The 26334-nt window shown below is 69.3% G+C and carries 20 protein-coding genes; 10 read left to right on the top strand and 10 right to left on the bottom strand.

The features are described 5' to 3' along the window. The first annotated feature begins 36 nt into the window (after positions 1–36). Positions 37–489: a MarR family winged helix-turn-helix transcriptional regulator gene (locus ASC91_RS13285; protein ID WP_056197445.1), complete on the top strand. Its 453-nt coding sequence runs from the start codon at positions 37–39 to the stop codon at positions 487–489. Between the two features lie 153 nt (positions 490–642). Here the strand turns inward: ASC91_RS13285 and ASC91_RS13290 are convergent, their stop codons facing one another. The 10 genes from ASC91_RS13290 to ASC91_RS13335 all read right to left on the bottom strand — a co-directional run bounded on the left by ASC91_RS13290 (position 643) and on the right by ASC91_RS13335 (position 14321). Continuing rightward, positions 643–1992 (bottom strand): glycoside hydrolase family 27 protein, encoded by a 1350-nt coding sequence (locus ASC91_RS13290; RefSeq protein ID WP_056197447.1) that lies wholly within the window; start codon positions 1990–1992, stop codon positions 643–645. Between the two features lie 108 nt (positions 1993–2100). After that, positions 2101–3033 (bottom strand): alpha/beta hydrolase, encoded by a 933-nt coding sequence (locus ASC91_RS13295; protein WP_056197449.1) that lies wholly within the window; start codon positions 3031–3033, stop codon positions 2101–2103. A gap of 35 nt (positions 3034–3068) precedes the next feature. After that, the gene (locus ASC91_RS13300; RefSeq protein ID WP_056197451.1) at positions 3069–4184 is read right to left on the bottom strand and encodes an ABC transporter substrate-binding protein; all 1116 of its coding nucleotides are present in this window, start codon (positions 4182–4184) and stop codon (positions 3069–3071) included. 1 nt (position 4185) lies between these two features. Beyond that, positions 4186–6573 (bottom strand): RND family transporter, encoded by a 2388-nt coding sequence (locus ASC91_RS13305; RefSeq protein ID WP_056197453.1) that lies wholly within the window; start codon positions 6571–6573, stop codon positions 4186–4188. A gap of 17 nt (positions 6574–6590) precedes the next feature. Continuing rightward, a complete protein-coding gene (locus ASC91_RS13310; protein WP_056197455.1) occupies positions 6591–7610 on the bottom strand; it encodes a YCF48-related protein in 1020 nt (339 codons plus the stop codon). Continuing rightward, positions 7610–8968: a DUF1329 domain-containing protein gene (locus tag ASC91_RS13315; protein WP_056197457.1), complete on the bottom strand. Its 1359-nt coding sequence runs from the start codon at positions 8966–8968 to the stop codon at positions 7610–7612. Before ASC91_RS13315 ends, ASC91_RS13310 begins: the two co-directional genes overlap by 1 nt. A 20-nt stretch (positions 8969–8988) precedes the next feature. After that, complete coding sequence (locus ASC91_RS13320) at positions 8989–10725, bottom strand: DUF1302 domain-containing protein (RefSeq protein ID WP_056197459.1); 1737 nt, start codon at positions 10723–10725, stop codon at positions 8989–8991. Between the two features lie 50 nt (positions 10726–10775). Continuing rightward, complete coding sequence (locus tag ASC91_RS13325) at positions 10776–12035, bottom strand: MFS transporter (RefSeq protein WP_056197462.1); 1260 nt, start codon at positions 12033–12035, stop codon at positions 10776–10778. Between the two features lie 26 nt (positions 12036–12061). Continuing rightward, positions 12062–12829 carry a coniferyl-alcohol dehydrogenase gene (locus ASC91_RS13330; protein WP_056197463.1) on the bottom strand — a complete coding sequence of 256 codons (768 nt, stop codon included), beginning with the start codon at positions 12827–12829 and terminating at the stop codon, positions 12062–12064. A 28-nt stretch (positions 12830–12857) separates the two neighbouring features. Continuing rightward, a complete protein-coding gene (locus ASC91_RS13335) occupies positions 12858–14321 on the bottom strand; it encodes a benzaldehyde dehydrogenase (protein WP_056197465.1) in 1464 nt (487 codons plus the stop codon). A 283-nt stretch (positions 14322–14604) separates the two neighbouring features. Here ASC91_RS13335 and ASC91_RS13340 point away from each other — a divergent pair, with 283 nt between their 5' ends. The 9 genes from ASC91_RS13340 (at position 14605) to ASC91_RS13380 (ending at position 26196) form a co-directional block, all read left to right on the top strand. Continuing rightward, positions 14605–16407, top strand: coding sequence for a sigma-54-dependent Fis family transcriptional regulator (locus ASC91_RS13340; protein WP_056197466.1), 1803 nt, complete (start codon positions 14605–14607; stop codon positions 16405–16407). Positions 16408–16618: 211 nt separating this feature from the next. After that, on the top strand, positions 16619–17860 hold the full coding sequence (locus ASC91_RS13345; protein ID WP_056197468.1) for a thiolase family protein: 1242 nt from the start codon (positions 16619–16621) through the stop codon (positions 17858–17860). Then, positions 17857–19425 (top strand): acyl CoA:acetate/3-ketoacid CoA transferase, encoded by a 1569-nt coding sequence (locus ASC91_RS13350; RefSeq protein ID WP_056197470.1) that lies wholly within the window; start codon positions 17857–17859, stop codon positions 19423–19425. Before ASC91_RS13345 ends, ASC91_RS13350 begins: the two co-directional genes overlap by 4 nt. Continuing rightward, positions 19422–20237 carry a crotonase/enoyl-CoA hydratase family protein gene (locus tag ASC91_RS13355; RefSeq protein ID WP_056197472.1) on the top strand — a complete coding sequence of 272 codons (816 nt, stop codon included), beginning with the start codon at positions 19422–19424 and terminating at the stop codon, positions 20235–20237. Before ASC91_RS13350 ends, ASC91_RS13355 begins: the two co-directional genes overlap by 4 nt. Beyond that, the gene (locus ASC91_RS13360) at positions 20234–22084 is read left to right on the top strand and encodes a feruloyl-CoA synthase (RefSeq protein ID WP_056197474.1); all 1851 of its coding nucleotides are present in this window, start codon (positions 20234–20236) and stop codon (positions 22082–22084) included. The genes ASC91_RS13355 and ASC91_RS13360 overlap by 4 nt, the downstream gene beginning before the upstream one ends. A gap of 5 nt (positions 22085–22089) precedes the next feature. Then, the gene (locus ASC91_RS13365; protein WP_056197476.1) at positions 22090–22863 is read left to right on the top strand and encodes an SDR family NAD(P)-dependent oxidoreductase; all 774 of its coding nucleotides are present in this window, start codon (positions 22090–22092) and stop codon (positions 22861–22863) included. Positions 22864–22873: 10 nt separating this feature from the next. Continuing rightward, complete coding sequence (locus tag ASC91_RS13370) at positions 22874–23902, top strand: aromatic ring-hydroxylating dioxygenase subunit alpha (RefSeq protein WP_056197478.1); 1029 nt, start codon at positions 22874–22876, stop codon at positions 23900–23902. Then, positions 23899–24846, top strand: a complete 948-nt coding sequence (locus ASC91_RS13375) for a PDR/VanB family oxidoreductase (protein ID WP_056197480.1) — start codon at positions 23899–23901, stop codon at positions 24844–24846. Before ASC91_RS13370 ends, ASC91_RS13375 begins: the two co-directional genes overlap by 4 nt. Positions 24847–25170: 324 nt before the next feature. Beyond that, positions 25171–26196, top strand: coding sequence for an ROK family protein (locus ASC91_RS13380; protein ID WP_056197482.1), 1026 nt, complete (start codon positions 25171–25173; stop codon positions 26194–26196). The last annotated feature ends 138 nt before the right edge of the window (positions 26197–26334 follow it).

The raw sequence follows: 26334 nt of genomic DNA on the forward strand, positions 1-26334 counted from the left end.
ACGGCGGCCAGCAGGCCATGGTTATCCTGCGAACCCATGAGCCCGACCCGCGAGAAGTCCCCTCCCCTCGATCAGTCCCGCCTGGCCCACACGCTGGGCTACGCCATCGCGCGCGCGGCCGTCACGACCAACCAGCTGTTCAGCCAGGGCGTGGGCGAGCCGCTTGGCATGCGGCCCGTCGAGTTCACGCTGCTGCAGCTGATCTTCTCGAACCGCAACACCACGCAGAAGCGCCTGTGCGACCTGCTGCGCGTGCCGGCACCGCAGATGACGCTCATCCTTGACCGCCTGCAGGAGCGCGGCTGGGTCGAGCGCGAACGCGACGCCAACGATCGCCGCGCGCTGCACCTGCGGCTCACGCCCGAAGGCGAGCGCCTGGCCGGGGAAAGCCTCGCGGCGCTGCAGGTCGCCGAGCAGGCGCTGGACCGTGTGCTGTCCAGCGGCGAGCGCCTTCTGCTGCAGGAACTGCTCGCCAAGGTCGCCCGCTGAGATGAAGCCCCTCGTCCAACGAGTACGTTGGCCGGTCCCCCGAGGGGACGGCGATGCTCGCGGGGAAGGCCCCGCTCGCACATCGCCCACCGGGCCGGCTTGGGAGCGGCCCGGCGCTCGGCCCGCGGGGTTCATGCGCCGCAGACTGAACCGTCAGCTCAGCCGGTAAAGCCCGGCGCCATGCGACGGCAGCTGCTGGGCGAACCGGCCCGATGCCGCGTCGAGAGGTTTACGCGCCCACAGGTCACGCACCTGGCGAACGCCGTCCAGCCCCAGGTCCCGCAGCGCGATGCCAACCTCGCGGGCCTTGTCCGTCGGGTTGAACAGCGCGACGTAGCGGCCCTTGCCGTCGGCGGGCCGGGCTGACCAGATGCGCACGAAGTCCTCGACGAAATGCGGCCGGTTGTCGGTGCTCGCCTGGTCCACGGCCAGCACCTCGGGGTTGGTGAGCAACGCGAGCGTCGGCTCGTCCAGGTGGCGCAGGTCGCCGCCCATGATCAGCGGCGAGCGGGTGATGGCCCACAGCGTCATCAGCGTGCGCTGCTCATCGGCGGTGAACTTGGTGTCGCGCTCACCCAGGGCCAGGCGGCCCAGCGGCAGCATGTCCGGGTCAGGCCAGGCGCCCGGGCGGCGCCAGGGGTTCCAGTTCTCCAGCCGCGTGAACTGGGCGTCCAGGGCATGCCAGTCGTCCCAGAAGTCGTCGGAGATGCGCCACATCTGCGCATGCTGGCGTACGTGCTCGGCGCGGCTCACGGGCGTCTCGCCGGGCGACAGGCTGAGCGCCATCGGCCGCTTCGTGCGCTGGATGGCACGGTGGGCGGCCTCGATCTCCGGCGCATGAGCGTCGTAGGGGCGGCTCATGTCGTCCATCTTGATGAAGTCCACGCCCCAGGAGGCGTAGAGCGCGAAGACGCTGTCGTAGTAGGCCTGCGCGCCGGGCTTCTTCATGTCCACGCCGTACATGTCGGGGTTCCAGGTGCAGACGCTGCTGGTGTCGGCGATGTCAGCGGCGCGGTAGGGCGTGCCCAGGATGGGCAGGTTGCGCTTCACGGCCAGGCGCGGGATGCCGCGCATCAGGTGGATGCCGAACTTCAGGCCCATGGCATGGACATCCGCCGCCAGCGGCGCGAAACCGCGGCCTTCGGCACTGGACGGGAACCGGTTCACGGCGGGGATCAGCCGGCCGTGACCGTCCATCGCCGGCTCGGGGTTGGCGCTGTAGCTGTAGCTTGACGCCGTGGGCTCGTACCACTGGATGTCGATGGTGAAGATGTTGTAGCCGGCCGGCAGCAGCTTGTCCGCCATGATGCGGGCCGTCTCGCGGGCCTGGGCTTCGTTGATGGTGGTGGCGAAGCTGTTCCAGCTGTTCCAACCCATCGGCGGCGTGGGGGCCAGCAGGCCTTTGGCCGGCGTTGCAGCGGTGGTGGCGGCCTGGGCGGGCAACGTGGACGCGGCGATGCCGGTGAGGCCGGCGCTGATCAGGCCCCTGCGATTCAATGCCATGGGATGTCTCTTGTCTCGTTTGTCGTGGCTGCCGGGTGTACGGCATTCCACGACAACAATCCAATGGCGATTTCCTCTCAAGCCATGCCAGTTTCGATATGGCTTGGATCACCCCAGCAAGGCCTGCCGCAGCGCACTCGCCACCTGCCCCAGCGCCAGCCGCGCCGCCGGGACGGCGCCGGCCATGCTGATGAAGCCGTGCGCCAGGCCGTGGTACTCGATGACGGTGACGGCATTGCCAGCCGCGCCGAGCGCCTCGCCGTAGGCCATGGCCTCGTCGCGCAGCGCATCGTGGGCCGCCAGCAGCAACAGCGTCGGCGGCAGGCCGGCGAGGCTGGGCGCGAGCAGCGGCGCGCCGCGCCAGTCGGGCGCTTTGCCGGCGGCGCCGTAGTAGTGGCGGTTGAAGTAGTCCATGGTGCGCTTCGTCAGCGTGGGGCCACCGGCATGCCGCTCGCGGGACGGGTAGTCGCCATCGTGAGCACCGGCTGCCGGCGGGTAGACGAGGACCTGCAAGGCGATTGCCGGCCCGCCCGCGTCGCGCGCCAGCAAGGCGGCGGTGGTGGCCAGCGCAGCGCCGGCGCTGTCGCCCACGACGGCCAGGCGGCTCGGGTCGCCGCCAAAGCTGCGGATGGCCTCGGCCACCCAGCCGAGCGCGGCGTAGCTGTCCTCGATGGCCGCCGGATAGGGATGCTCGGGTGCCAACCGGTAGGCGGCGCTGACGATCATCACGCCGCTGTCAGCGCAGAGCTGGCGGCAGACGGCGTCATAGCTTTCGAGATCGCCGAGCACGAAGCCGCCGCCGTGGAAGTACAGCGCCACGGGCAAGGCGCCCGCCGCATCGCGAGGTTTGTAGATGCGCACGCGCACAGCCTGGCCGGCGAAGTGGGTCTCGTGCGGCGTCACGTCGACGTCGGCGGGCGGCATGGTCGCCAACGTGCAGATCTGCCGGTACAGGCCGCGAGAGGCCTCGGGCGGCAGGTCACAGAGGTCGGGGGCGCCGGCCGCCTGGGCCAGCACGTGTTGCAGGTGCAGATCGAGCATGGAATGTCTCCTTTGAGGGACTGGGAAAGTGAAGTTCATCGCCGCAGGCGCCCGTCGCGGCCGCGAAGGCCGATCTCGACGTGCTCGGAGCCGCGGTGCTGGCGGGGGCTGAAGCGCACGCTGAAGCCGCCGAGGTCGAGCGCGCCCAGGTTCTCCAGCGCACTCGCCAGCCCAGGCCCGTCGACACGGTTGCCGGCGCGGCGCAGCGCCTCGACGCAGACGCGCAGATGCAGGTAGGCCGCCAGGCCCTCCAGGCTGATGGCCTCGGGGCCGACGTGGCTTTCCGCATCCCGCTCGAACTCGCGCACCAGCGGCAGCTGCGAGATCTCGGGGTTGGGCACGACGCTGGTGAAGCCGATCAGCCGGTCACGCAGCAGCCGCGTCAGCTGCGTGAGCCCCGGCGACGACAGTGCCGCCACGGTGAGCGGCACCGCGGCGCGCCAGGCGGCCTCGTGGCGGGTCAGCAGGTCCAGCGACTCGGGGCCGAGATTGAGCACCAGGGCCTGCGGCGCAACGGCGGCCAGCTCGCGCAGCGTGGCGGCGGAATCTGCCTGCATCGCCAGCGGGTGGAAGCGGATGCCCGCGGCCTGCAGCGCCGCAGCCAGCGCGCGCTCGCGGGCCGGCTCGTCGCCGTCGCCCAGCAGCACGGCCTGCTCGATACCGATGGCTCGCAATTGCGCAACCAGCGCCTCGGCCTCGCGCCGGTCATCGGGCCGCAGGCTGAACACCATGGGCTGCTGCAGCGCCGCGGCGCCGGAGAAGGGGCCGACTAGCGGCACGTTCAACTCACGCGCCAGCGCGGCGGTCTGCAGGCAGGCGCGCTCGCCCAGGCAATTGACGAATGCCAGGACGTGATGCTCCCGGGCGAGCTTGTGCAGGTTGGCCGCGCGGCGCTGGCTGTCGCCGCTATCGTCCAGGGTCACCAACTCCAGCCGGCGTCCGCCGATGCCGCCGCCGGCATTGACGCGATCCACCAGCGCCTTGGCACCGGCCTGCACGCGATTGCTGATGGGGAAGGCGGCGCCGGTCAGCGGCAGCGACTGGCCCAGCACCAGCGGCGCCTGCTCGGCCGCCGATGCAACCGACAAACAAAATTCCAGCAGGAGGGGTGCCAGCAGCACCACCCAACGCTGGATCCACCGCCGTGCCATCTCAAGCGATCCTGGCGGGCTTGAGCAGCCAGTGCGCGAGCGCCGGCACCAGCACCAGCGCCCCCACCATGTTCCACACGAACATGAAGGCCAGCAGGATGCCCATGTCGGCCTGGAACTTGATCGGCGACAGCGCCCAGGTGCCCACGGCGAGCGCCAGCGTGACGCCGGTCAGCATCACGACGCGGCCGGTGAACTGCAGCGCGTGCAGGTAGGCCGCCGACAGGCTTTCGCCCGCGCGCAGCCGGGCCAGCATGACGCTGAGCACGTAGAGCGCGTAGTCCACGCCGATGCCCACGCCCAGCGCGATGACCGGCAGCGTGGCGACCTTGACGCCCATGCCCAGGCCCACCATCAGTGCCTCGCACAGGATGGAGGTCAGCACCAGCGGCAGCACGGCCACGACGACGGCGCGCCAGGAGCGGAAGGTCACCCAGCACAGCACGACAACGGCGCCGTAGACCCACCACAGCATCTCGTTCATGGCCTGCTTGACGACGATATTGGTCGCCGCCGCAATGCCGGCCGAGCCGGCCGCGAGCATGAAGCGCTCGTCCTTTGTCGAGTTCTCCTTGATGAAGCCCTCGACCGTGCTCACCACCGTGCTCAGCGTCTCGGCCTTGTGGTCCTTCAGGTAGACGTAGAGCGACAGGAAGGAGCAGCCCTGGTTGAACAGCTCGCGCGGCGCACGGGTCTGCACGCCGCCGAGCGCGCTGTCGTTGGGGATCAGCTCGTACCACTTCAGCTGGCCCTCGTTGTAGCCCACCATCGCGAGCTTGGAGAGCGCCGCCATGGAGTTGGTGGACTCGACGCCGGGGAGTTGCTCCAGCTGCCAGGCGAGCTGGTCGACCTTGGCCAGCGTGCCGTAGCGGGTGCACTGGTCTTCGGGCGTGGCAACCATGACGACGAGGATGTCGCTGGACGCGGCGTAGTGCTGGGTGACGTAGTCGTTGTCGCGGTTGTAGCGCGAGTCGGCGCGCAGCTCGGGGGCACCGGGGTCCAGGTCGCCAACGTGCAGCCGCGTGCTGACGGCATAGCCCGCCACGGCCAATGCCGCCGACGCGCCGAGGGCCACCAGCGCCGGGCCGCGCTGCGTGAAGCGGTCGAGCTGGCGCCACATCCAGGAGCTGCCGGCCTTGGGGTTGAACTCGGGGTCGTCACGCAGGCTGCGCTTGGCCGCCGCCGGGCTCACGCCCACGTAAGACAGCAGGATGGGCAGCAGCACGAGGTTGGTGAAAATCAGCACCGCCACGCCGATGCTGGCGACGAGCGCCAGGTCCTGGATGGCCTGGATCTTGATCAAGGCCAGCACGGCAAAGCCGACGGCGTCGCACAGCAGCGCGGTGAGGCCGGCGACGAAGAGGCGGCGGAAGGTGTAGCGCGCGGCCACCACGCGATGCGTGCCGCGGCCCACGTCCTGCATGATGCCGTTCATCTTCTGCGCGCCATGGCTCATGCCGATGGCGAAGACGAGGAAGGGCACGAGCACGGAGTACGGGTCCAGCGCGTAACCGAGCAAGGCCAGCAGGCCGAACTGCCAGACCACGGCGACGAGCGAGCAGGCGACGACGAGCGCGGTGCTGCGCACGCAGCGCGTGTAGCCCCACAGCACGCCGGCGCAGATGACCAGGGCCACGGCGAAGAACACCAGCACCTGCTGCAAGCCCTCGATGAGGTCGCCCATGACCTTGGCGAAGCCGGTCACGTGCAGCGCGACGGCGTCGCTGTCGTACTTGGCGCGCAGCGCCTCGACCTGGCGGCCCAGCTCACCATAGTCCAGCGCCTGGCCGGTCTTGGGGTTCACGTCCAGCAGCGGCACGAAGACGATGCTGGACTTGGCGTCACCGGCGACGATCTGGCCGATCTCGCCGGAGCGCTCGACGTTGGCGCGCACCTCGGCCAGCGCGGCGGGCGAGCCGTCGTAGCTGTCGCCCATGACGGTGTTGCCATCCAGCCCGTCCTCGGTCACGGCGACCCAGCGGGTGTTGGCCGTCCACAGCGACTTCATGAAGGGCCGGTCCACACCCGGCATCAGGTAGATCTCGTCACTGATCTTTTGCAGTGTGTCGAGGTAGTGCTTGTCGTAGATCGTGCCCTTCCTGGCCTCGACGACGATGCGCAGCGCATTGCCCTGGCCGCCCAGGTCGCCCTTGTGCGCCAGGTAGTTGGCGATGTAGGGATGCTGGGTGGGGATGGTCTTCTCGAAACTGGCGTTGAGCGTCAGCTTGAAGGCCTGCTGGCACAGCCACAGCGTGGCCAGCAGGCACAGCAGCATCACCCAGGGCCGGTGGTTGAAGAGCAGCCGCTCGGGCCAGGAGCCGGAGCGGGTGTCGAAGTCGTCGAGCCGGGTGATCACCGGTTGGGCGCCCAGCGTGTCGGTGGCGTGCATCGTCTTGTTTGAAAAGTTCAGGGCTGGGCGCGACGGGTGCCGCGCAGGCTGGCAATGACCCAGGCGTCGTCGGGTGCGGAGGCCAGGCCGGCGGCGGGCAAGGGGCCGGCGGGCGGGGGCTGGCGCTTGAAGGTGCGGCCGTCGTCGGCGCTGACGAAGAGCTCGCCGGTCTGGGCCAGCAGCGTCAGTTCGCCGCGCCGCGCTATGCCGGCTTGCAGGCTCAGCGGCGTGCCGAGGTCGACCTTGTCCCAGCTGTTGCCGGCGTCGGTCGAGCGGTAGACGCTGCCGCGCAGGCCGTAGGCCAGCAGCGCGCCGCTGGGTGAGGCAAGCAGGCCGAAGAAGCTGCCCTTGTAGGGCGAGGCCAGGGCCGTGAAGCTGGCGCCGCCGTCGCTGGAGCGCAGCAGCAGGCCCTGCTCGCCGGCGATGAACCATTGGTCGCCCACGACGCGCACGCCGTAGAGATGCAGGCCGCGCGGGTTGGCGGCGCGCGTGGGCAGCGGCTGCCAAGTGGCGCCGCCGTCACGCGTGACCATGGCCAGGCCGTAGGCGCCGACGGCGATGGCCTGGCGCGCGTCGATGGCGTCGAGGTCGAACCAGGGCTTGTCGGCGCCCTCCTCCACCATGCGCTGGGCGGCGCGGCGGCCGGCGTCGTCGGTGGCGGCGGCAAGCAGGCTGGCAGCGGCCTGCAGGCCGTCGAGCTGTTTGATCCAGGTCTTGCCGCCATCGCTCGTCTTGAGGATGACGCCAAGATGGCCTGCCGCCCAGCCATTGTTGGCATCGACAAAGCGCAAGGCCGTCAGGCCCGCGCGCACCGGCACCGCAGCCTGCTGCCAGGCCTTGCCGCCGTCATCCGACCACAGCACCGTGCCGCGTTCACCGGCTGCGACGAGGCGCTCACCGGCGCGGGCGACGGCCAGCGTCGCCGCGCTGAGCGCCTTGGGGCTGATCAGCGCCGGCTCGGACAACGCGGCCGGCGCCGGTGCGGCGGCCTGGGCGGACACCGCACAGGCCAGCGCGAGGAACGCCAGCCTGCGCATTACCTGGCCCCTTCGTTGGCGAGCTCTTCGGGGCTGAAGAAGCTGCGCGGCAGCGGTGCGACGATCTTGTACTGGCTGGCCAGTTCGTTGCTGGCCATGTTCAGGTAGTAGGCGCCGGTCTGCAGGTCGTAGCCGCCCCAGAACATGCTGCCGATGACGGCCGGGATGTCCGGCGCCAGCAGGGTCAGCGTGTAGTTGGTGCGCCAGAGCTCGCCCTTGGCATCCCAGCCGTCGAACAGGATGATCTGCCAGCTGTCCTCGTCGATGTAGTACTTGCGCTTGGGCACGACGTGGCGCTTGCCCTCGGCCAGCGTGGCCTCGACCTCCCAGACACGGTGCAGTTCCCAGCGCACAACGCTGGGGTTCAGCGTGTTGGGGGTGACGAGATCGGCCACCTTGGCAGACGCTGCGCGGTTGTTGTTGTAGGGGATGAAGAGCTCGCGCTTGCCGACCAGCTTGAGGTTGTGCTTGTCGATGGGGCCGAAGAGCATGAAGGCTTCGTCGAACAGGCCGATGCCCGAGGTCACCGAGTCGGGCGTGTCATAGGCCACCGACGGCGCCTTGCGCACGCGGCGCTGGCCCACCAGGTATTGCCACAGGCCGCGCGGGTTGCCGGCGTTGAGGTTGTCGTGCGCCAGGATGGCCTCGCCCGCCTTGGAGCCCGGCTCGCTGACGACGAACTTGCCCAGGCCGGCATAGCCGTCGAACTTCTCCAGGCTGCCCTCGGGGTCGTAGAACTGCCGGCGAAAGCTCTGCGTGCCGCCGGAGGCCATCGCGCGCTTGCCGTCGGCCGTCACGACCCAGACGCGCACCGGCGCCTGCGCATAGGTGCCGACCCAGGCGAGGCGGTGGTTCTGGAACACCTCGTAGCCGTCCTTGGGGATCGGGAACGGCGTGCCGCCATAGGCGCCTTCGGTGCCCTGGCCGTTGTCGACAAGCTTGGCGCGCGTGGCGTTCTTGAAGGTGTTGTCGTAGACCCATTGCGGCGCGGCGGCCGTGCGGTGGCTGGGGTAGACGTCGATGCGGAAGTCGGGGTACTTCTTCATCAGCGCCTTGACGCCGTCGCTCAGCTTGGCGTCGTACTGCGCCATGTTCTTGGCGTTGATGCTGTACAGCGGCTTCTCGGCGGCGAAGGGGTCGGGCCGGGCGTCGCCGGGCTTGAAGCCGGCGGGTGCCTTGGTCATGCCACCGTCCCAGGCGGGGATGCTGGCGTCCTTGTTGGCGGCGCGCTCGGCGCCCAGCGGGGTCAGCGTGGTCTTGAGCTTGGCGGCTTCATCGGCCGACACGGCGGCGAGGGCCGGGCCGGCCAGCAGCAGGGCGGTGGCCAGCAACGTGGCCTTGAAATGAATGCGGTTCATGTGAAGTGCTCCGTGGGGCTTCAGAAGGTGCGCGAGACGGTGAAGCTGACGTTGGCGCGGTCGCGCAGCGACTGGCCGAAGGTGAGCTGGCGCGGCGAGCCGCTGCCGGCGACGAGGGTCTCGGTGAAGGTCTTGGCGGTGCCGAAGAAGTCGCTGTAGGTCAGCGCGAAGTTCCAGTCGTTCTGGTACTTGCCCTTCAGCCCGATGCTGTAGTCGCCCGCGCTTGCCGCACCGCCGGCGAAGTTGGCGATGGACGAGGACCGGCCACCAAAGTTGTAGCCAAGGCCGATGGGCACGGACAGGTCCAGCCCCGCCAGCACCTGGAAGTACTGCGGCTCGAACAGCATGCGGAAGGCGAAAGCGCCCTTGGTGCTGTTCGGGTCCAGCCCGCCGATACCCATGCTTGCACCCGTCGGGGTCGCGAAGATGTCCTTCGTGATGCTGAGCCGGTGGTTGTAGGCCAGCTCGGCCACCACCGCGCCGCCCTGCCACAGCGCGCCGGGTTGCAGCACATAGATGCCCGAGGCCTGCAGGTGGGCCGTGCGGCCGACGGCGAAGCAGGGGTTGTCGCTGCCGCCGCAGGCCAGCACGGGGCCCAGGCCCAGCACGGCGGGATCGCTCGTCAGCGGCGCGTTCCAGCGCACCGAGCCTTCGACGGCCCAGTTCAGCTGGCCCACCGACGACGTGACGCTGGCGCCGACCGTCTTGATGTCGTCACCGTAGGCGAGGTGCACGTTGCCGTTGACGAAGTCGAACACCGGCACGGCCGGCGTCTTGTCGTGGTACTGCGCCGCGTAGAGGCCGAACTCGTAGTCGCCGCCCGTCGGGCTGAGGCGCAGCTGCACGCCGCCCTGCCCCGAATTGCGCGGCCGCAGGTCCTTGCTCTTGTCGTAGCTCAGCAGGATGGGAGCGCCCTGCGGCGTCAGGCCGAAGTTGACGGTGCCCGTGCCGACGTAGTCCTGGTTGGAGAAGAAGCTGCCAACGCCCGGGATCTTGCTCGGCCGCCACTTGAGCTGGTAGTAAGCGCCCAGCGAGATGCCTTCGGCGATCTGCAGCGAACCCGAGATCTGCTCGACCGGCAGCAGCACTTCCTTGAACTGCCAGCCGGGCACGGACACGATCTTGGCGACGTCGACCGGCCCCTGCGCGTTGGCAATGCCGTTCTGGCCGAAGAACAGGCTTTCGCCCCATTGCAGCGTGTGGCGGCCGATGCGCACGGTGCTCTTCATGCCGCCGACCTCGCCCTTGAGGTAGACGAAGGCGTCGAGGAACTCGCCGCTTTGGCCATGCTGGCGGCGGGTGTCGGGCAGGAAGTCGTTGGAGGCTTGGCCCGTGAAGGTGTTGGAGGTCGGGATCGTCGGGCCGAGGGCGTTGCCGCCGGCGTAGAGCGCGGTGCCGGCATAGCTGTTCTGGCGCAGATAGACCGAGTCGCGCCAGGCGTTACCGCTTACCCGGGCACCCCAGCCGGGGCCGGCGAGGTCGATCTCGGCCAGCAGGTCGAAGCGGTTGGAGATCTGGCCGCGCTTGAAGTTGTGGTCGCCGTCGTCTTCATTGACGGTGCCGGGGTCCTTGGCCACGTCCAGCCGCGTCAGCGCGTCGGACGGGTTCTTCAGCCGCACGACGGTGCTGTACTTGGGCGTCAGGTCTAGGCGCAGCTTGTAGTCGCTGCTGGGCAGCTCGATGCCGAAGGCGTGGGAAGCGGCGGGCAGGGCGAGCGCTGCCGCCACCGCCAGCGCATGGCGGGTATGTCTTGTCATGTTGTCTCCGGTTTTGTAGAAATTTCGGGCTCACCGGCCCGTGCGAGAAATCAGAGTGAGGTCGAGGTCAGCCCGCCCTCCACTGGCAGGCCGCTGCGCTGCTGGCGACAAGGTGCGGTTTCCAGCAGGAACAGCGATGCGATGGCCCCACAGACGAAGCCGCCGAGGGCAACGTGCAGCGTGGCGGGCAGGCCGTGGTGCTGGGCCACATAGCCCGCCAGGACGGGTGCCAGCCCGCCGCCGAAGATCTCGCCCGCGCCCGACACGAAGCCGACCGACGAAGCGATGAGCCCGGCCGGGGCCGCCTCGGTGGCGATGGGCCCCGAGATCAGGCCCAGCAATCCCAAGGCGCACACCGACAGGCCGAACAGCAGGGTGAACAGCATCTGCGGGTTGGCGCCGGTCTGCCCGAAGGCATACAGCAGCACCGCCGAGCCGATGAAGGCACTGATCGCAACGGGCTTGCGGCCGATGCGATCCGACAGGGCCGACAGGCCGAACGAACCGACAAAGCCGCCGAAGCCGATGGCCGACACCACGTAGCCCATCTCCTGCGTGCTGAGCTTGAGCACATGCTCCAGGTAGATCGGCACCATCGCGCTGATGACGAAGATGCCGGCCATGGCGCACAGCACGGCCAGCATGGCCAGCAAGACATTGCGCGAGCGCAGCAGCGTGCTCCAACGCGGCGCCGGGGCGGCGGCGGCCCCGGGTGCGCGTGCCGGCGGCGCATCGCTGCGCAAGTTGCGTGCGATCAACACCGCCACGACCAGCCCCGGCAGCGCCGACACCATGAACACCCAGTGCCATGACGGCAGCACCTGCAGCAGCTGCGTGGCGATGATGGGCGCGAAGCCCAGGCCGAGCAGCGAGAACATGCTCAGTTGCAGCCCCTGGTTGAAGCCGCGGCGCGCGGGCAGCGAGGCCTCGCCCGTGGCGGCGATGCTGGCGGGCGTGAACGCGCCTTCGGCCACGCCCATCACGGCACGGATCAACATCAGGCTGGCGAAGCCGCTGGCCAGGCCCGACAGGCCCGACAGCAGCGAGAACGCCACCATCGTCGTCACAAGGATCCGCTTGCGACCGATGCTGTCCGACAGCCTTCCCATGAGGATGGACCACGCCCCCCAGGTGAGGCTGAGGACGCCGATCAACGTGCCCAGTTGCTGGTAGTCCAGCCCCAGGTCTTTCATGATGTGCGGGAACAGCGGCGCAATCATCCAGCGGTCCAACCCGACCAGGCCGAAGCCCAGTCCCATCAGCACGAGCGTCTTGCGCTCGTAGCCCGTGTCATGCGGGGGGTGTTGCATGTGTGTCTCCTCGGTGCGCGGGAGGGTCAGTAGTAGGTGGAGGCCAGGCCGCCATCCACCGGCAGGTTGACGCCGCTGACCCAGCGCGACTCGTCGGCGCACAGGAAGGCCACCACCGGCGCGACCTCGTCGGCCAGCGCGGGGCGCTTGATGCGGTGCGAGTCCTTCTGCACGCGCTCCTCGCCGAGCATCTGCACGAAGTCGCCGAGGATGGGCGTCAGCACCGGGCCGGGCGCGACGCAGTTCATGCGCACGCCGCTGCCCAGGAACCATTTCTGCGACTGGGTCAGGGTCCAGACGATCAGCGCTTCCTTGAAGTACTGGTAGCAGGTCTCCTGCGGCACCGGCTTCTTCGCGAGGAAGGCCAGGCCGGCCTCGAAGTTCGGCGTCTCGGCCAGCGCCTTGTGCAGGTCCAGCCGCGCCGGCCACTCGGCGCCGAGGATGGAGGCGATGTTGACGATGGCGCCGCCCTGGGGCAGGCGCTCCATCGCGCGGGTGCAGAGGTGGCGCAGGCCGAGGTAGTTGACGCGGGCCACCAGGTCCACCGGCGCGGTGCCGGGCACGCCGGCGATGTTGCACAGCGCGTCGAAGCGCTCGGGCAGCAGCTTGAAGGCGGCGTCGATGGCGGCCTGCTCGGACAGGTCGGCCTTGATGAAGCCGTCCAGCGTCAGCAGCGGCTCGTTGCGGTCCACGCCGATGACGCGGGCGCCCTTGAGGCGCAGGAAGCGCGCGGTCTCGGCGCCGATGCCGGAGCTGACGCCGGTGATGACGATGGTCTTGCCTTGGAAGTTCATGCTTGTCTCCTGTTGGTTTGTTGTCGCGTCAGAACGGGAATTGAGGAGGCGTGTCTTTCACGGTCAGCCACTGCCAGGTGCTGAACTGCTCCCAATCGCCGGGGCCGCCGTGCGAGTTGCCGTTGCCGGCGATGCCGGGGCCGCCGAAGGGGTTGACCGCGTCGTCGTTGACGGTCTGGTCGTTGATGTGGACCATGCCGGCGCGCAGCTGGTTGCCCACCGCCAGGGCGCGACCCACGGACTTGGAGATCACGCCCGCCGCCAGGCCGCCATGGCCGGTGTTGGCCAGCGCCACGGCCTCCTCGTCGGTCTTGAAGGTGACGAGATTGACGACCGGGCCGAAGGTCTCGTCGTCGAAGGCCGGCATGCCGGGCTTCACGCCGGCCAGCACGGTCGGCTTGTAGAAGAGGCGGTCGTAGCTGCCACCGGCCAGCAGCTGGGCGCCGGCCTTGACGCTGGCCTGCACGGCGGCGTGCACGCGGTCGCGCTGGCGCTCGTCGATCAGGGGCCCAAGGGCAACCTGGCCGGTCGCGCCGTCGCCCACGGGCAGGTGCTGGGCCTTGGCCACCAGGCGCTCGGTGATGGCCGGCGCGATGGATTCGTGCACCAGCACGCGGTTGCTGGCCATGCAGATCTGGCCTTGGTGCAGCCAGGCGCCCCAGGCGATGTTGCTGGCGGCGAGGTCGAGGTCGGCGTCATCGAGCACGACGAGCGCATTGCTGCCGCCGAGTTCCAGCGAGACCTTCTTCAGGTGCCGCCCCGCCAGTTCGCCGATGCGCCGGCCCACGCCGGCCGAGCCGGTGAAGGAGATCATCGCAACGGCCGGGTCGGTGACGAGCGCCTCGCCCACATCGGCACCGCCGGGCAGCACGTGCAGCAGGCCGGCGGGCAGGCCGGCGGCCTCGAAGACCTGGGCGATCATGAAACCGCCGCTGACCGGCGTGCGCGGATCGGGCTTGATGATGACGGCGTTGCCTGCGGCCAGCGCCGGGGCGACGACGCGCAGCGTCAGGATGAGCGGGAAGTTGAACGGCGAGATGACGCCCACGACACCCAGCGGCACGCGCCGGGCGATGGACATGCGGCCCGGCGTGCTGGGCAAGACCTGGCCCTGCGACTGCAGCGGCATGGCGGCGGCGATCTGGCAGAAGGCGATGGCCTCGCGCAGCTCGTGCTGGCCCTTGGGCAGGATGGCGCCGCTCTCGCGGGTGACGAAGAGCGCCAGTTCGTCGAAATGCTGCTGGAACAGCTGGGCGGCGCGCAGGAAGACGGCGGCGCGCTCGCGCGGCGGCAGCGCAGCCCAGGCGGCCTGGGCGGTGGTGGCGGCAAGGGTCGCGGGCGGCACGTCGGCGGCCACGGCGCGGCCGGTGCGCACCAGCACGGCGCCCGTCGCGGGCTCGATCAGGTCGGCGGCCTGCGAGGCGGCGCGCCAGCCGCTGCTGTACAGGTGTTCACGCCACAGCGTGGGGTCGAGTAGGGGCTGAGGGGTCATGGCGGGGCTGCTGAGGTGGGTTGCGAAAAGCGCGAACTCGGTGCTCGCTTGCCCACTTGCAGTGCAACGCGTGTGCCACGCCGTGCCAGCGCGCCGCGCCACCGAGGTGCACCACTGCGCCACGACAGATCGTTTTCAGAGTGAAAACATCGACCTCCCTCGGGACTTTCCCTGGCCCCGGAAAAAATGCACCAAACGCGGGTTATCCCCCGACATTGATATTTATCAAATGAAAACAATTCGAGGGAGTGACAAGCCGCCGACCTGCTCAATTCATCACCTCATGACCAAGCTACCTCGCATCTCCCTGGCCGAAGTGGCCCGCCAGACCGGCACCATGCTGAAGCGGGGCGACAGCAAGCACTTCGTCGAGGACCAGGCGCCGACGATGGGCGACCTGACCGAGTCGCTGTTCTTCTCGCCCGGCGATGGCCGCATCTGGCTGAACGACCAGCGCATGCTGTTGCTGCACAGCTCCTCCGTCGGTCACCTGCGCCGCGAGCTGATCGACACCCTCGGCATGGAGCGAGCGCGCGGCCTGCTGACGCGGGCCGGCTATGTGTCCGGCGCCCGCGACGCCCAGCTCGTGCGCGAGCGCTGGCCCAATGCCGACGCGGCCAACGTCTTCATGGCCGGCACGCGGCTGCATGCACTCGAAGGCGTGGTCAAGGTGACGCCGCTCGCCTTCGACTTCGACATCCACCGCGGCACCTACGAGGGCGAGTTCCTGTGGGAGCACTCCAGCGAAGACGATGAGCACATCAGCGCCTACGGTGTCGGCACCGAGGCCGCCTGCTGGTCGCAGGTGGGCTATGCCACCGGCTACGTGACCAGCCTGTTCGGCCAGCTCGTGATCTTTCGCGAGATCGAGTGCCGTTCGATGGGCGCCAGCGCCTGCCGCGTGATCGGCCGCCACGCTGCGGCCTGGGGTGACATCAGCGAAGACCTGCGCTATCTCGAAGCCAAGGAATTCCATCGCCTGAACGCCGCCGAGTCCGCGCCCGCCGAGGCGCCGGCGGCCGCCACTCCCGCAGGCTCGGATGAACGGCCCAGCGCCGAGCGCCACGACATCGTCGGCGCGTCGTCGGCCTTCACGTCCGCCTGCCATCAACTGGCCCGCGTGGCCGGCACGCGCGCCACGGTGCTGTTCACCGGCGAGTCGGGTGTCGGCAAGGAGGCCTTCGCGCACCGGCTGCACCGCATCAGCGCGCGCGCCGCCCAGCCCTTCGTGGCCGTGAACTGCGCCGCCATTCCCGAGACGCTGATCGAGAGCGAGCTCTTCGGCGTCGAGCGCGGCGCGTTCACCGGCGCCAGCCAGTCACGCCCGGGGCGCTTCGAGCGGGCGGACGGCGGCACGCTGTTCCTCGACGAGATCGCCACGCTCAGCCTGGTCAGCCAGGGGAAGCTTTTGCGCGCGCTGCAGGAGGGCGAGGTCGAACGGGTGGGTGGCACGCGCACGTTGCAACTGGACGTGCGCGTCGTCGCCGCAACCAACGTGGACCTGCAGGCCGAGGTGCGCGCCGGGCGCTTCCGCGAGGATCTTTTCTACCGCCTGAACGTCTACCCCATCCACCTGCCGCCGCTGCGCGAGCGGCGCGACGACATCCCGCTGCTGATGACGCATTTCCTGCGTCGCGAAGCGCAACGCCACGGTCGCCACCCGACCGGCTTCACGCCACGCGCCGTGCGGGCCATGCTGCACTACGCCTTCCCGGGCAACATCCGCGAGCTGCAGAACCTGGTGGAGCGCGGCGTCATCTCGGCCGAGGACGACCAGGCCATCGACGTGGCCCACATGTTCCGCCGCGAACAGCTCAGCGATGAGGCCCTGCTGACCATCGGCGCCCATGGCACGCTGCAAAAGGCGGCCGCGCCGCCGCCGCGCCTGCTCGACCTGCTCGGCGAGGCCCTGCAAACCGGCGGGGCCGGCCATGTCGAGCTGGACGCCATCGAGCGCCAGCTGCTGCAGGAAGCCACCGAGGCCGAGAACGGCAACCTGGCTGCGGCTGCCCGTCGGCTGGGCATCACGCGGGCGCAACTGGCCTATCGGCTGCAACGCGCCGCCCAGCCGCCTTCACCTGGTTGAAGTGCGCAGATCAGTTGTTTTAACAAATCAATTGCCAGCACCGCGACGAGTGAAGACTCGGCCCGCCGCGAGCGAACGGCTGCACTTATAAGGTTGATCTCGTCGATTCAAGGATCAAGTTGTCGGTGCAAACCCTAGATGCAGTCCTGATGATTTAGTTAATACTGTTAATCATCAACAGCCTCGAAGCTGGCCTGCGCCAGCCGCACCCATGTCCGACTTCTCCGCCCGATTCGACGACCACTGGCTGCTCGGTGGCGCGCGCACGCCCTGGGTCGATTACTGCGGCGCGCTTGCCGAGATCTCTCCCATCGACCTCGGCATCAAGGCGGCCCGCGCCGCACTGGAGCGCACCGGCGTGGCGGGCAGCGCCATCGACTCGGTGGTCACCGCCTCCATGGCGCAGGCGTCGTTCGATGCCTACATGCTGCCGCGCCACGTCGGCCTGTATGCCGGCGTGCCCATAGCCGTGCCGGCCATCCTCGTGCAGCGCATCTGCGGCAGCGGCTTCGAGATCATTCGCCAGGCGGCCGACCAGATCACCCTCGGCTACGCCAGCCTCGCACTGGTGGTGGGCGCGGAGTCGATGTCGCGCAACCCGATCTGCGCCTACACCCACCGCAGCGGCTTCAAGCTCGGCGCGCCGGTCGACTTCAAGGACTTCCTCTGGGAGGCGCTCGACGACCCCGCCGCCAAGGTCTCGATGATCCAGACGGCCGAGAACCTGGCCAAGAAATACGGCATCACCCGCGCCGAGGTCGATGCCTACGCCGCCGCCTCCTTCGAGCGTGCGCTGAGCGCCCAGGCCGACGGCTTCCTCGCGGGCGAGATCGCGCCGGTGACCAGCGAGCGCTTCGAACTGGCAGGCTACGAGCCGCGCGGCATCAAGCTGCCGCGCAAGGTGGCCGCCGCGGACCGCGACACCCACCCCCGCCCCTCCTCGCCCGAAGCTCTGGCCGCGTTGCGCGCAGTCTATGAAGGCGGCGTGCAGACGGCCGGCAACTCCGCAGCCCTGGTCGATGGCGCGGCGGCCGTCGTCGTGGCCTCGGGCGCGCAGGTGCGTGACCGCGGGCTGACGCCTATCGCCCGGCTTCGCGGCGCGGCAGCGGCAGGCGTGCCGCCCGAGATCATGGGCATAGGCCCGGCGCCGGCCATCCGCGCGCTGTTGCAGCGCTGCGAGCTGAAGCTGTCGGACATCGACCTCTTCGAGATCAACGAGGCCCAGGGCGCCCAGACCCTGGCCTGCGTGAAGGAGCTCGGCCTGGACCTGGACCGGCTCAACGTCAACGGCGGCTCCATCGCCCTTGGCCACCCGCTCGCCGCCACCGGCGTGCGCCTCACCCTCACCGCCGCCCGCGAACTGCAACGCCGTGGCGGTCGCTACGCGGTCGTCTCCGCCTGCGTCGGCGGCGGCCAAGGCATGGCCTTGCTCATCGAGAACACACAAGCATGAAGATCATCACTGCCGACCAGGTCGGCCCCCTCGTCAAGGACGGCGCCACCCTCTTCCTCGGCGGCCTGGCCATGATGGGCCTGGCCGAGGAGGCGTTGCAAGGGCTGGAGCGCCACTTCCTGGCCACCGGCCACCCGCGCCAGCTCACCACCTGGGCCTGCGGTGCCATCGGCAACGCCGGCAGCGGCGGCATGGCGCATCTGGCGCACGCGGGCATGGTCAAGCGCGTCGTCGCCGGGCACTTCGGGCAGACCGGCAAGGCCATGATGGCCATGGTGCATGCCGGCGAGGTGGAGGCCTACAACTTCCCGCAGGGCTCGCTGTCCAGCCTCACGCGCCACATCGCCAGCCGCTCGCCGGGCCTGCTGACCAAGGTGGGCCTGGGCACCTTCGTCGACCCGCGGCTGGAGGGCGGCAAGCTCAACACCGCCGCGCAGGAAGACCTGGTGCGCCTGGTCGAATTCGAGGGCGAGGAATGGCTCTTCCATCCCTCGCCGCGCATCGACGTCGCCTTCATCCGTGCCACCTACGCCGACGAGCGCGGCAACCTCAGCATGGACAAGGAAGGCGTGCTGCTGGAGCAGCTGTCCATCGCCCAGGCCGCGCGCGCCTGCGGCGGCATCGTCATCGCGCAGGTCGAGGCCGTCGTGGCCGCCGGCAGCCTGCATCCCAAGAGCGTCAAGGTGCCCGGCCTGGTGGTGGACTACGTCGTCGTCGCCAAGCCCGAGAACCATCTACAGACCATCACGACGGCCTTCAACCCGGCGTTCAGCGGCGATGTGCGCGTGCCGCTGGGCAGCATGCCGGCCATGCCGCTGGACGAGCGCAAGGTCATCGCCCGCCGTGCCGCCATGGAATTGCAGCCGGGTGCCGTCACAAACCTGGGCATCGGCATCCCGGCAGGCGTCCCGTCGGTGGCCGCCGAGGAGGGCGTGTCCGACCTGCTCAACCTCAGCGTGGAGTGCGGCGTCAACGGCGGCGTGCCGGCCCAAGGCGGCGACTTCGGCATGGCCTACAACCCCGAATCCATCATCGAACAGTCCTCGCAGTTCGACTTCTACGACGGCGGCGGGCTGGACTGCAGCTTCCTGGGCCTGGCCCAGACCGACCGCCACGGCAACGTCAACGTCAGCAAGTTCAACGGCCGGCCCGTCGGCTGCGGCGGCTTCATCAACATCACGGCCTCCACGCCTCGCCTCGTGTTCTGCGGCAGCTTCACTGCCGGTGGCGTAGACCTCGCGGTGGCCGACGGCCAGCTGCACATCCGCCAGGAAGGCCGCGCGCGCAAGTTCGTCGAGCAGGTCGAGCAGATCACCTTCAACGGCCGCGATGCCGCACGGCGCGGCCAGGAGGTGCTGTTCGTCACCGAGCGCGCCGTGTTCGCGCTGCGCCCGGAAGGCCTGGAGCTGACCGAGATCGCACCCGGCATCGACCTCGAACGCGACGTGCTGGCCCACATGGAATTCCGCCCGCTGATGCGCGACGTGAAGACCATGGACGTCGGCCTCTTTAGCGAACACTGGGGCGGCCTGGCCGCCGCTCTCTCCAAGCAGACCCACGCATGAACGCCGCCACCGACTTCCTCCCCGCCAGCGGCCTGCTGGCCCAGCTCGACCTGCTGCGCATCGAGCATGCCGCCGCCGTCACGCACCTGTGCCTGAACCGCCCGGCCAAGCGCAATGCCATCAATGAAGAGTTGATGCGCCAGCTGCACACCGCCCTGCTCAACCTGCCGGCGTCGACCAAGGCCCTGGTCATCAGCGGCGAGGGCAGCCACTTCTGCGCCGGCCTGGACCTGTCGGACCTCAGCGAGCGCAGCGTGGCCGAGGGCGTGCTGCATTCGCGCGGCTGGCATGTCGTCATGGACGCCATCCAGTTCTGCCGCGCGCCGGTCGTGGCTGCGGTGCATGGCGCCGTGGTCGGCGGTGGGCTGGAGCTGGCAGCCGCCGCGCACATCCGCGTGGCCGACGAGACCGCCTACTTCGGCCTGCCCGAAGGCCAGCGCGGCATCTTCGTCGGCGGCGGCGGCTCGGCCCGCATCCCGCGCCTGGCCGGCGTGGCCTGCATGACCGACATGATGCTGACCGGCCGCGTGCTGGACGCCAACGAAGGCGAGCGGCGCGGCCTGGTGCAGTACGTCGTGCCGGCCGGCCAGGCTGTTGCCAAGGCCATCGAACTGGCCGGGCGCATCGCGCAGAACGCGCCGCTGTCCAACTTCGCCGTGACGCAGGCGCTGCCGCGCATTGCCGACCTGTCGCAGGCCGACGGCCTCTTCATGGAGTCGCTGATGGCGGCCATCGCCCAGGGCGACGACGTGGCCAAGCAGCGCCTGCAGGACTTCCTGCAGAAGCGCACGCCCAAGGTCGTCAAGTCATGAAGCCGCGCTACCGCCCGGTCGCCATCGGTGGCTGCCTGGACAACGCCAGCGTCGAGCACCGCGCCGACGGCGGCTTCGTGCTGCGCTCAACCGAGCCGCTGGCGGCCTACCCGGGACATATGGGCGAGCGTCTGTTGCACTGGGCACAGGTGGCGCCGGACCGGCTGCTGGCAGCGCAACGCGAGGCGAACGGCGGCTGGCGCTGCATCAGCTACGCCGAGATGGTCGAGCGGGCACGCTCCCTCGGCCAGGCCTTGCTGGACCGTGGCCTGGGCGTCGAAAAACCCCTGGTCATCCTGTCCGACAACGACCTGGAGCACCTCAGCCTGATGCTGGGCGCCATGTGGGCCGGCATCCCCAGCGTCAGCATCTCGCCGGCCTATTCGCTGGTCTCGACCGACCACGGCCGCCTGCGCCACATCCTCGCCAAGGCCACGCCGGGCGCGGTCTACGCGGCGGACGCGGGCTATGCCCGCGCAATCGAGGCCACGGTCACGGCGGACACCCGCGTCATCCTCGGCGAGGGCCGGCTCGAAGGCCGGGCCACCGAGCGCTTCGCCGACCTGCTGGACACGCCGCCCGGTCCCGCGCTCGACGCCGCCCACGCCCAGATCGGCCCCGACACCATCGCCAAGCTGATGTTCACGTCGGGCTCCACCAAGGCGCCCAAGGGCGTGGTGATGACCCAGCTCATGTGGTGCGCCAACCAGCAGATGACGCTGCAGGCCATGCCCTTCCTGGCCGAGCAGTCGCCCGTGGTGCTGGACTGGCTGCCGTGGAACCACACCTTCGGCGGCAACCACAACCTGGGGCTGGTGCTCTACAACGGCGGCAGCCTCTACATCGACGAGGGTCGGCCCGTGCCGGGGCGCTTCGAGGCCACGCTGCGCAATCTGCGCGAGGTGGCGCCGACGATCTTCTTCAACGTGCCCAAAGGCTTTGACGAACTCATCTCGGCGCTGCAGGCCGACACGGTGCTGCGCGACCACTTCTTCAGCCGGCTGCAGTTGGTCGAATGCGGCGGTGCGGGACTGTCGCCGAAGACGCTGGACGCCTTCAACCAGCTGGCCGAAGCCGCCATCGGCCAGCGCATCCGCATCGCGGCGGGCCTCGGCATGACCGAGACCGCACCCACCTGCACCTTCGCCATTCCCGAGGAGGCGCGCGCCGGCTTCATCGGCTTGCCGATACCCGGCGTGGACGTCAAGCTCGTTCCCATGGGCGACAAGGCCGAGGTGCGCTTTCGCGGCCCCAATGTCATGCCCGGCTACTGGCGCGAGCCCGAGCTGACGCTGGAGGCCTTCGACGACGAGGGCTACTACCGCACCGGCGACGCCGCCCGGCCCTGCGACCCCGCCGACCCCACCCAGGGCCTGATGTTCGACGGCCGCATCGCCGAGGACTTCAAGCTCTCCACCGGCACCTTCGTCAGCGTCGGCCCACTGCGCGCCCGCGTCATCGCCCTGGGCTTCCCGTGCGTGCACGACGCCGTCGTCACCGGCCTGGGGCGCGACGAGATCGGCCTGCTGATCGTGCCGCGCGTGAACGAAGCCCGCCGTCTGGCCGAGCTGCCCGACACCGCCCCCACCGCCGACGTGCTGAACCACTCGACCGTGCGTGCCTTCTTCGAGGCGCTGGCCAACCAGCTCTGGGCCCAAGGCACCGGCAGCGCCACCCGCCCGGCCCGGCTGCTGCTGCTGGCCGAGCCGCCGTCCATCGACGGCGGCGAGATCACCGACAAGGGCTCGATCAACCAGCGCGCTGTGCTGAGCCGCCGCGCGGCTCTGGTCGAGCTGCTGCACGAGGCCCCCGTGGGCCACCCCGACGTCATCACCCCACACCGCTGAACACCATGAACATCTCTGGACAAACCGCCCTCGTCACCGGCGCCGGTTCCGGCCTCGGCGAAGCCGTGGCGCGCGCCCTCGCCGCCCAGGGCGCCCGCGTCGCCCTGCTCGACATCAACGAAGCCGGCGCCCAGCGCGTGGCCGCCGACATCGGCGCCGACCGCGCGCTGGCGCTGCGCTGCGACATCACCGACGCGGCCTCGGTCACCGCCGCGCTGGACGCGGCCGCTGCCGCCTTCGGCCCGGCCCGCATCCTGATGAACATCGCCGGCATCGGTAGTGCCAAGCGCATCGTCCAGCGCGACGGCTCGCCCGCACCGCTGGAGGACTTCGAGCGCGTGGTGCGCATCAACCTCATCGGCACCTACAACGTCACGCGCCTGGCCGCGAGCCGCATCGTGGCGCTGGCGCCGCTGGCCGATGGCGAGCGCGGCGTCATCGTCAACACCGCCTCGGTCGCCGCCTTCGACGGCCAGGTCGGCCAGGAGGCCTACTCGGCCTCCAAGGGCGGCATCGTCGGCATGACGCTGCCGCTGGCACGCGACCTCGCGCAGTTCGGCGTGCGCGTCTGCACCATCGCGCCGGGCCTGTTCGCCACGCCGCTGATGAAGGAGCTGCCGGAAGAAGTGCAGCAGTCGCTCGCCGCGTCCATCCCCTTCCCCAAACGCCTGGGCCTGCCCGAGGAGTTCGCCGCGCTGGCCGCCCACATCGTCGCCAACGGCCACCTGAATGGCGAGGTCATCCGCCTGGACGGCGCTTTGCGCATGGCCCCGCGCTGAAGGAGAACTCATGTTCATCACCAACACCTGGTACGTGGCCGCCCGCAGCGACGAGGTCGGCACCGGCAAGCCCCTGGGCCGTAAGGTCTGCAACCACGCGATGGCCTTCTTCCGCAACAGCGCCGGCCACGTCAGCGCGGTGGAGGACTTCTGCCCCCACCGCGGCGCGCCGCTGTCGCTGGGCAGCGTGCACGGCGACACCCTCGTCTGCGGCTACCACGGCCTGGCCATGGGCGGCGACGGCAAGACCGTCGCCATGCCCTGCCAGCGCGTGCGTGGCTTCCCCGCGATCCGCAGCTTCCCGGTCCATGAGGCCGATGGCTTCATCTGGGTCTGGCCAGGCGATACGGCCCAGGCCGACGTGGCCAAGCTGCCCGCCTTCGAATGGCTGGGCAACCCCGCCTTCGGCTACGGCGGCGGGCTGTACACAATAGCCTGCGGCTACAAGCTGATGGTCGACAACCTGATGGACCTGACGCACGAGACCTATGTGCACGCCAACAGCATCGGCCAGAAGGAGATCGACGAGATCCCCTGCACGACCCGCGTCGACGGCGACCACGTCATCACCGAGCGCCACATGCAAGGCATCGAGGCGCCGCCGTTCTGGAAGATGGCCCTGCGCATGAACGGCCTGCCCGACGACCAGCCGGTGGACCGCTGGCAGATCTGCCACTTCACGCCGCCCAGCCACATCATGATCGAGGTAGGCGTAGCGCTGGCCGGCCAGGGCGGCTATGAGGCACCCGACGCAGTAAAGGCAGCGAGCTGGGTGGTGGACTTCATCACCCCCGAGACCGACACCTCCATCCACTACTTCTGGGGCATGGCGCGCAAGTTCAAGCCGCAGGACGAGGCGCTGACGGCCCAGATCCGCGAGGGCCAGGGCAAGATCTTTGCGGAGGACCAGGAGATGCTGGAGCGCCAGCAGCTCAACCTGCTGGCCTGGCCGCAACGCCAGTTGCTGATGCTCAACATCGACGGTGGCGGCGTGCAGTCGCGCAAGGTCATCGACCGGCTGATGGCGGCGCAAGCATGATCACGGTCCGCATCGAGGCCAAGACGGCGGTCGCGCAGGACATCTGCGCCCTCACCCTGGTGGCCGCCGACGGTGGCGCCCTGCCCGCCTTCACGGCCGGCGCCCACCTTGACGTCCATCTGCCTAGCGGCATCGTGCGCCAATACTCCCTCAGTAACGACCCCGCCGAGACCCATCGTTATGTGCTCGGCGTACTACTCGACACGCAGTCGCGCGGCGGCTCGCGGGCCGTGCACGAGCTGCTGGCGCCGGGCCAGACGCTGCAAGTCAGCGCACCGAAGAATCACTTCCCGCTAGCGGCGCAGGCCCGCCGCAGCCTGCTGATTGCCGGCGGCATCGGCATCACGCCCATCCTGGCGATGGCTCGCCAGCTCGCGGCTGATGGCGCGGACTTCGCACTCCACTACGCGGCGAGCAGCGCCGAGCACATGGCCTTCCGCGCGGAGATCGAGGCGAGCGCCTGGGCTGGCGCTGCGCGTTTTCACGTGGCTGGCGACCGCCTCGACGTGCAAGCACTGCTGGCTACTCGCGATGCCGACACCCACGTCTACGTCTGTGGCCCCAAGCGGCTGATCGATGCGGTAGCCGACGCCGCGAAACGCCACGGCTGGCCAGAGGGTCGGGTCCACCATGAGTTCTTCGCGGGCGCGCCGGCGGCCTCGACCGGTCAGGACGGCCCATTCGAAATCGAACTTGCGCGCAGCGGCCGCGTGATCCTTGTTGGCGCCCATCAGACCGCCGCCCAGGCCCTCATCGCCGCGGGCGCACCCCTGCTGACCTCCTGCGAGCAAGGCGTCTGCGGCACCTGCCTGACGCGGGTGATTGGCGGGGAACCCGAGCATCGCGACCTGTACCTCACGCCCGAGGAGCAGGCCGCAAACGACCAGTTCACGCCTTGCTGCTCACGGGCGCGCAGCAGTCGCCTGGTGCTCGATTTGGGTTGAGCCACCCCGGCGTTGGATTGACGACTTTTTCAGCGCCGGGCGCTGGCCATCCACGTCCAGCCCCCATTCGCGCAACGCCCCCTCGCTGACCTGCGCCGTGATGGCCTGATGGCCCACCCTGCGGCTGGCCGTGCCACGCGCCGCGACACTGTCGTCGGCGCCCACGACCGACCGTGAAGGCCGCACTGGCGCTCGGTCAGCATGGCGCAACCAACGATTGCTTTTTTGCTTTACTTTGTGCGTCGCTCAAATTAATATTTGGTCTGACCGCATTTGATAGAAAATAAAGCCCGGTCCGACCAAGCAAACGGAGGAGACAAACACGTGCTGGCCGAAGCGACGGGGAGCCAACAGCTGCTGAAGACCGATCTCACACCTCTGCTCCTCATTGGCGCAGAGGTTGGCATTGAGTCCGTGCGCACTGTCGCCACTTCGCTGGCGGGCGAGATTCAAGGTTGCGTGACCGCTCGCTACGGGGCCAGTCCGACCGCCGAGGCCTGCGTGGCCAGTCTCGCAAGCGCGCTACAGGACTTGCACAGGCAGGTCCGCCCTGGCCAGCAAGTCCTCGGCATCGGCATCGGGTTGCCGGGTAGCATCGACGAGGCGCAAGGCATCGTGAACTTCGCCCCCCATCTGGGCTGGCGTGACGTGCCCATCGCCGCACTATTGAGTGAGAAGCTTCGCGGCACCTCGCTCGCCGATGCCCCGCTGTTTGTGCAGAACGAAGCCGACATGGCCGCGCTGGGAGAACTGGAGTTCAACCCCACCCCTGACTCGGACCCGCTCTTGTATGTCTCCATCAACCAAGGCATCGCCGCTGGTGTCATCGTGGGAGGTCGTCTGCTGACTGGAAGCCGGGGATACGCAGAGGAGGTAGGTCATATGGTCCTGCAGTTCAATGGGCCTCTGTGTTCCTGCGGGCGGCGCGGTTGCGCTGAAGCCATGATCGCGACACGGGCCGTCCAGCGCGGCAGCGCCGGCACCGCCGTTCGACACTCGCTCGGCGAGGTGCGCGAACACCTTGCCTCAAAGGATCGCGAAACACTGAAAGCGGTCACCTCCGCTGGCCACCATCTGGGCATGCTGCTGCTGAATCTGGCGACCGCCTATGACCCGGGCTGCATCGTCCTTGGCGGCTCCGTCACCGAACTGGGCGCGCCATTCCTGCAGCCGGCGCTGGATGTACTGGACGCTCACAACACTTTCGGCAGTTCCGCCAGTCCGACGGTCCGCACCTCCCGGTTTGGCCTGAATGCCGTTGCCATTGGCGCGGCTGCACTGGTTCGCTACCGCCTGACGCACCCCGCCCTGCCTTCGGCAAACGGCGGCAGTGCCGTCACGGTCTCTTAGAAGGTCACTGATGTATCTCGGCATCGATCTCAGCTGCACCCAATCACCGTGACTGCCCTCTTCTCTCCCGACCCCGAACGCCATGCSCGCCTGGCYCCCCGCCTGGCGCGTTTCCGTGACCTCTACCGCCGCCTGCGC

The sequence above is a fragment of the Pelomonas sp. Root1237 genome (assembly GCF_001425055.1).
Taxonomy (GTDB): Bacteria; Pseudomonadota; Gammaproteobacteria; order Burkholderiales; family Burkholderiaceae_C; genus Pelomonas.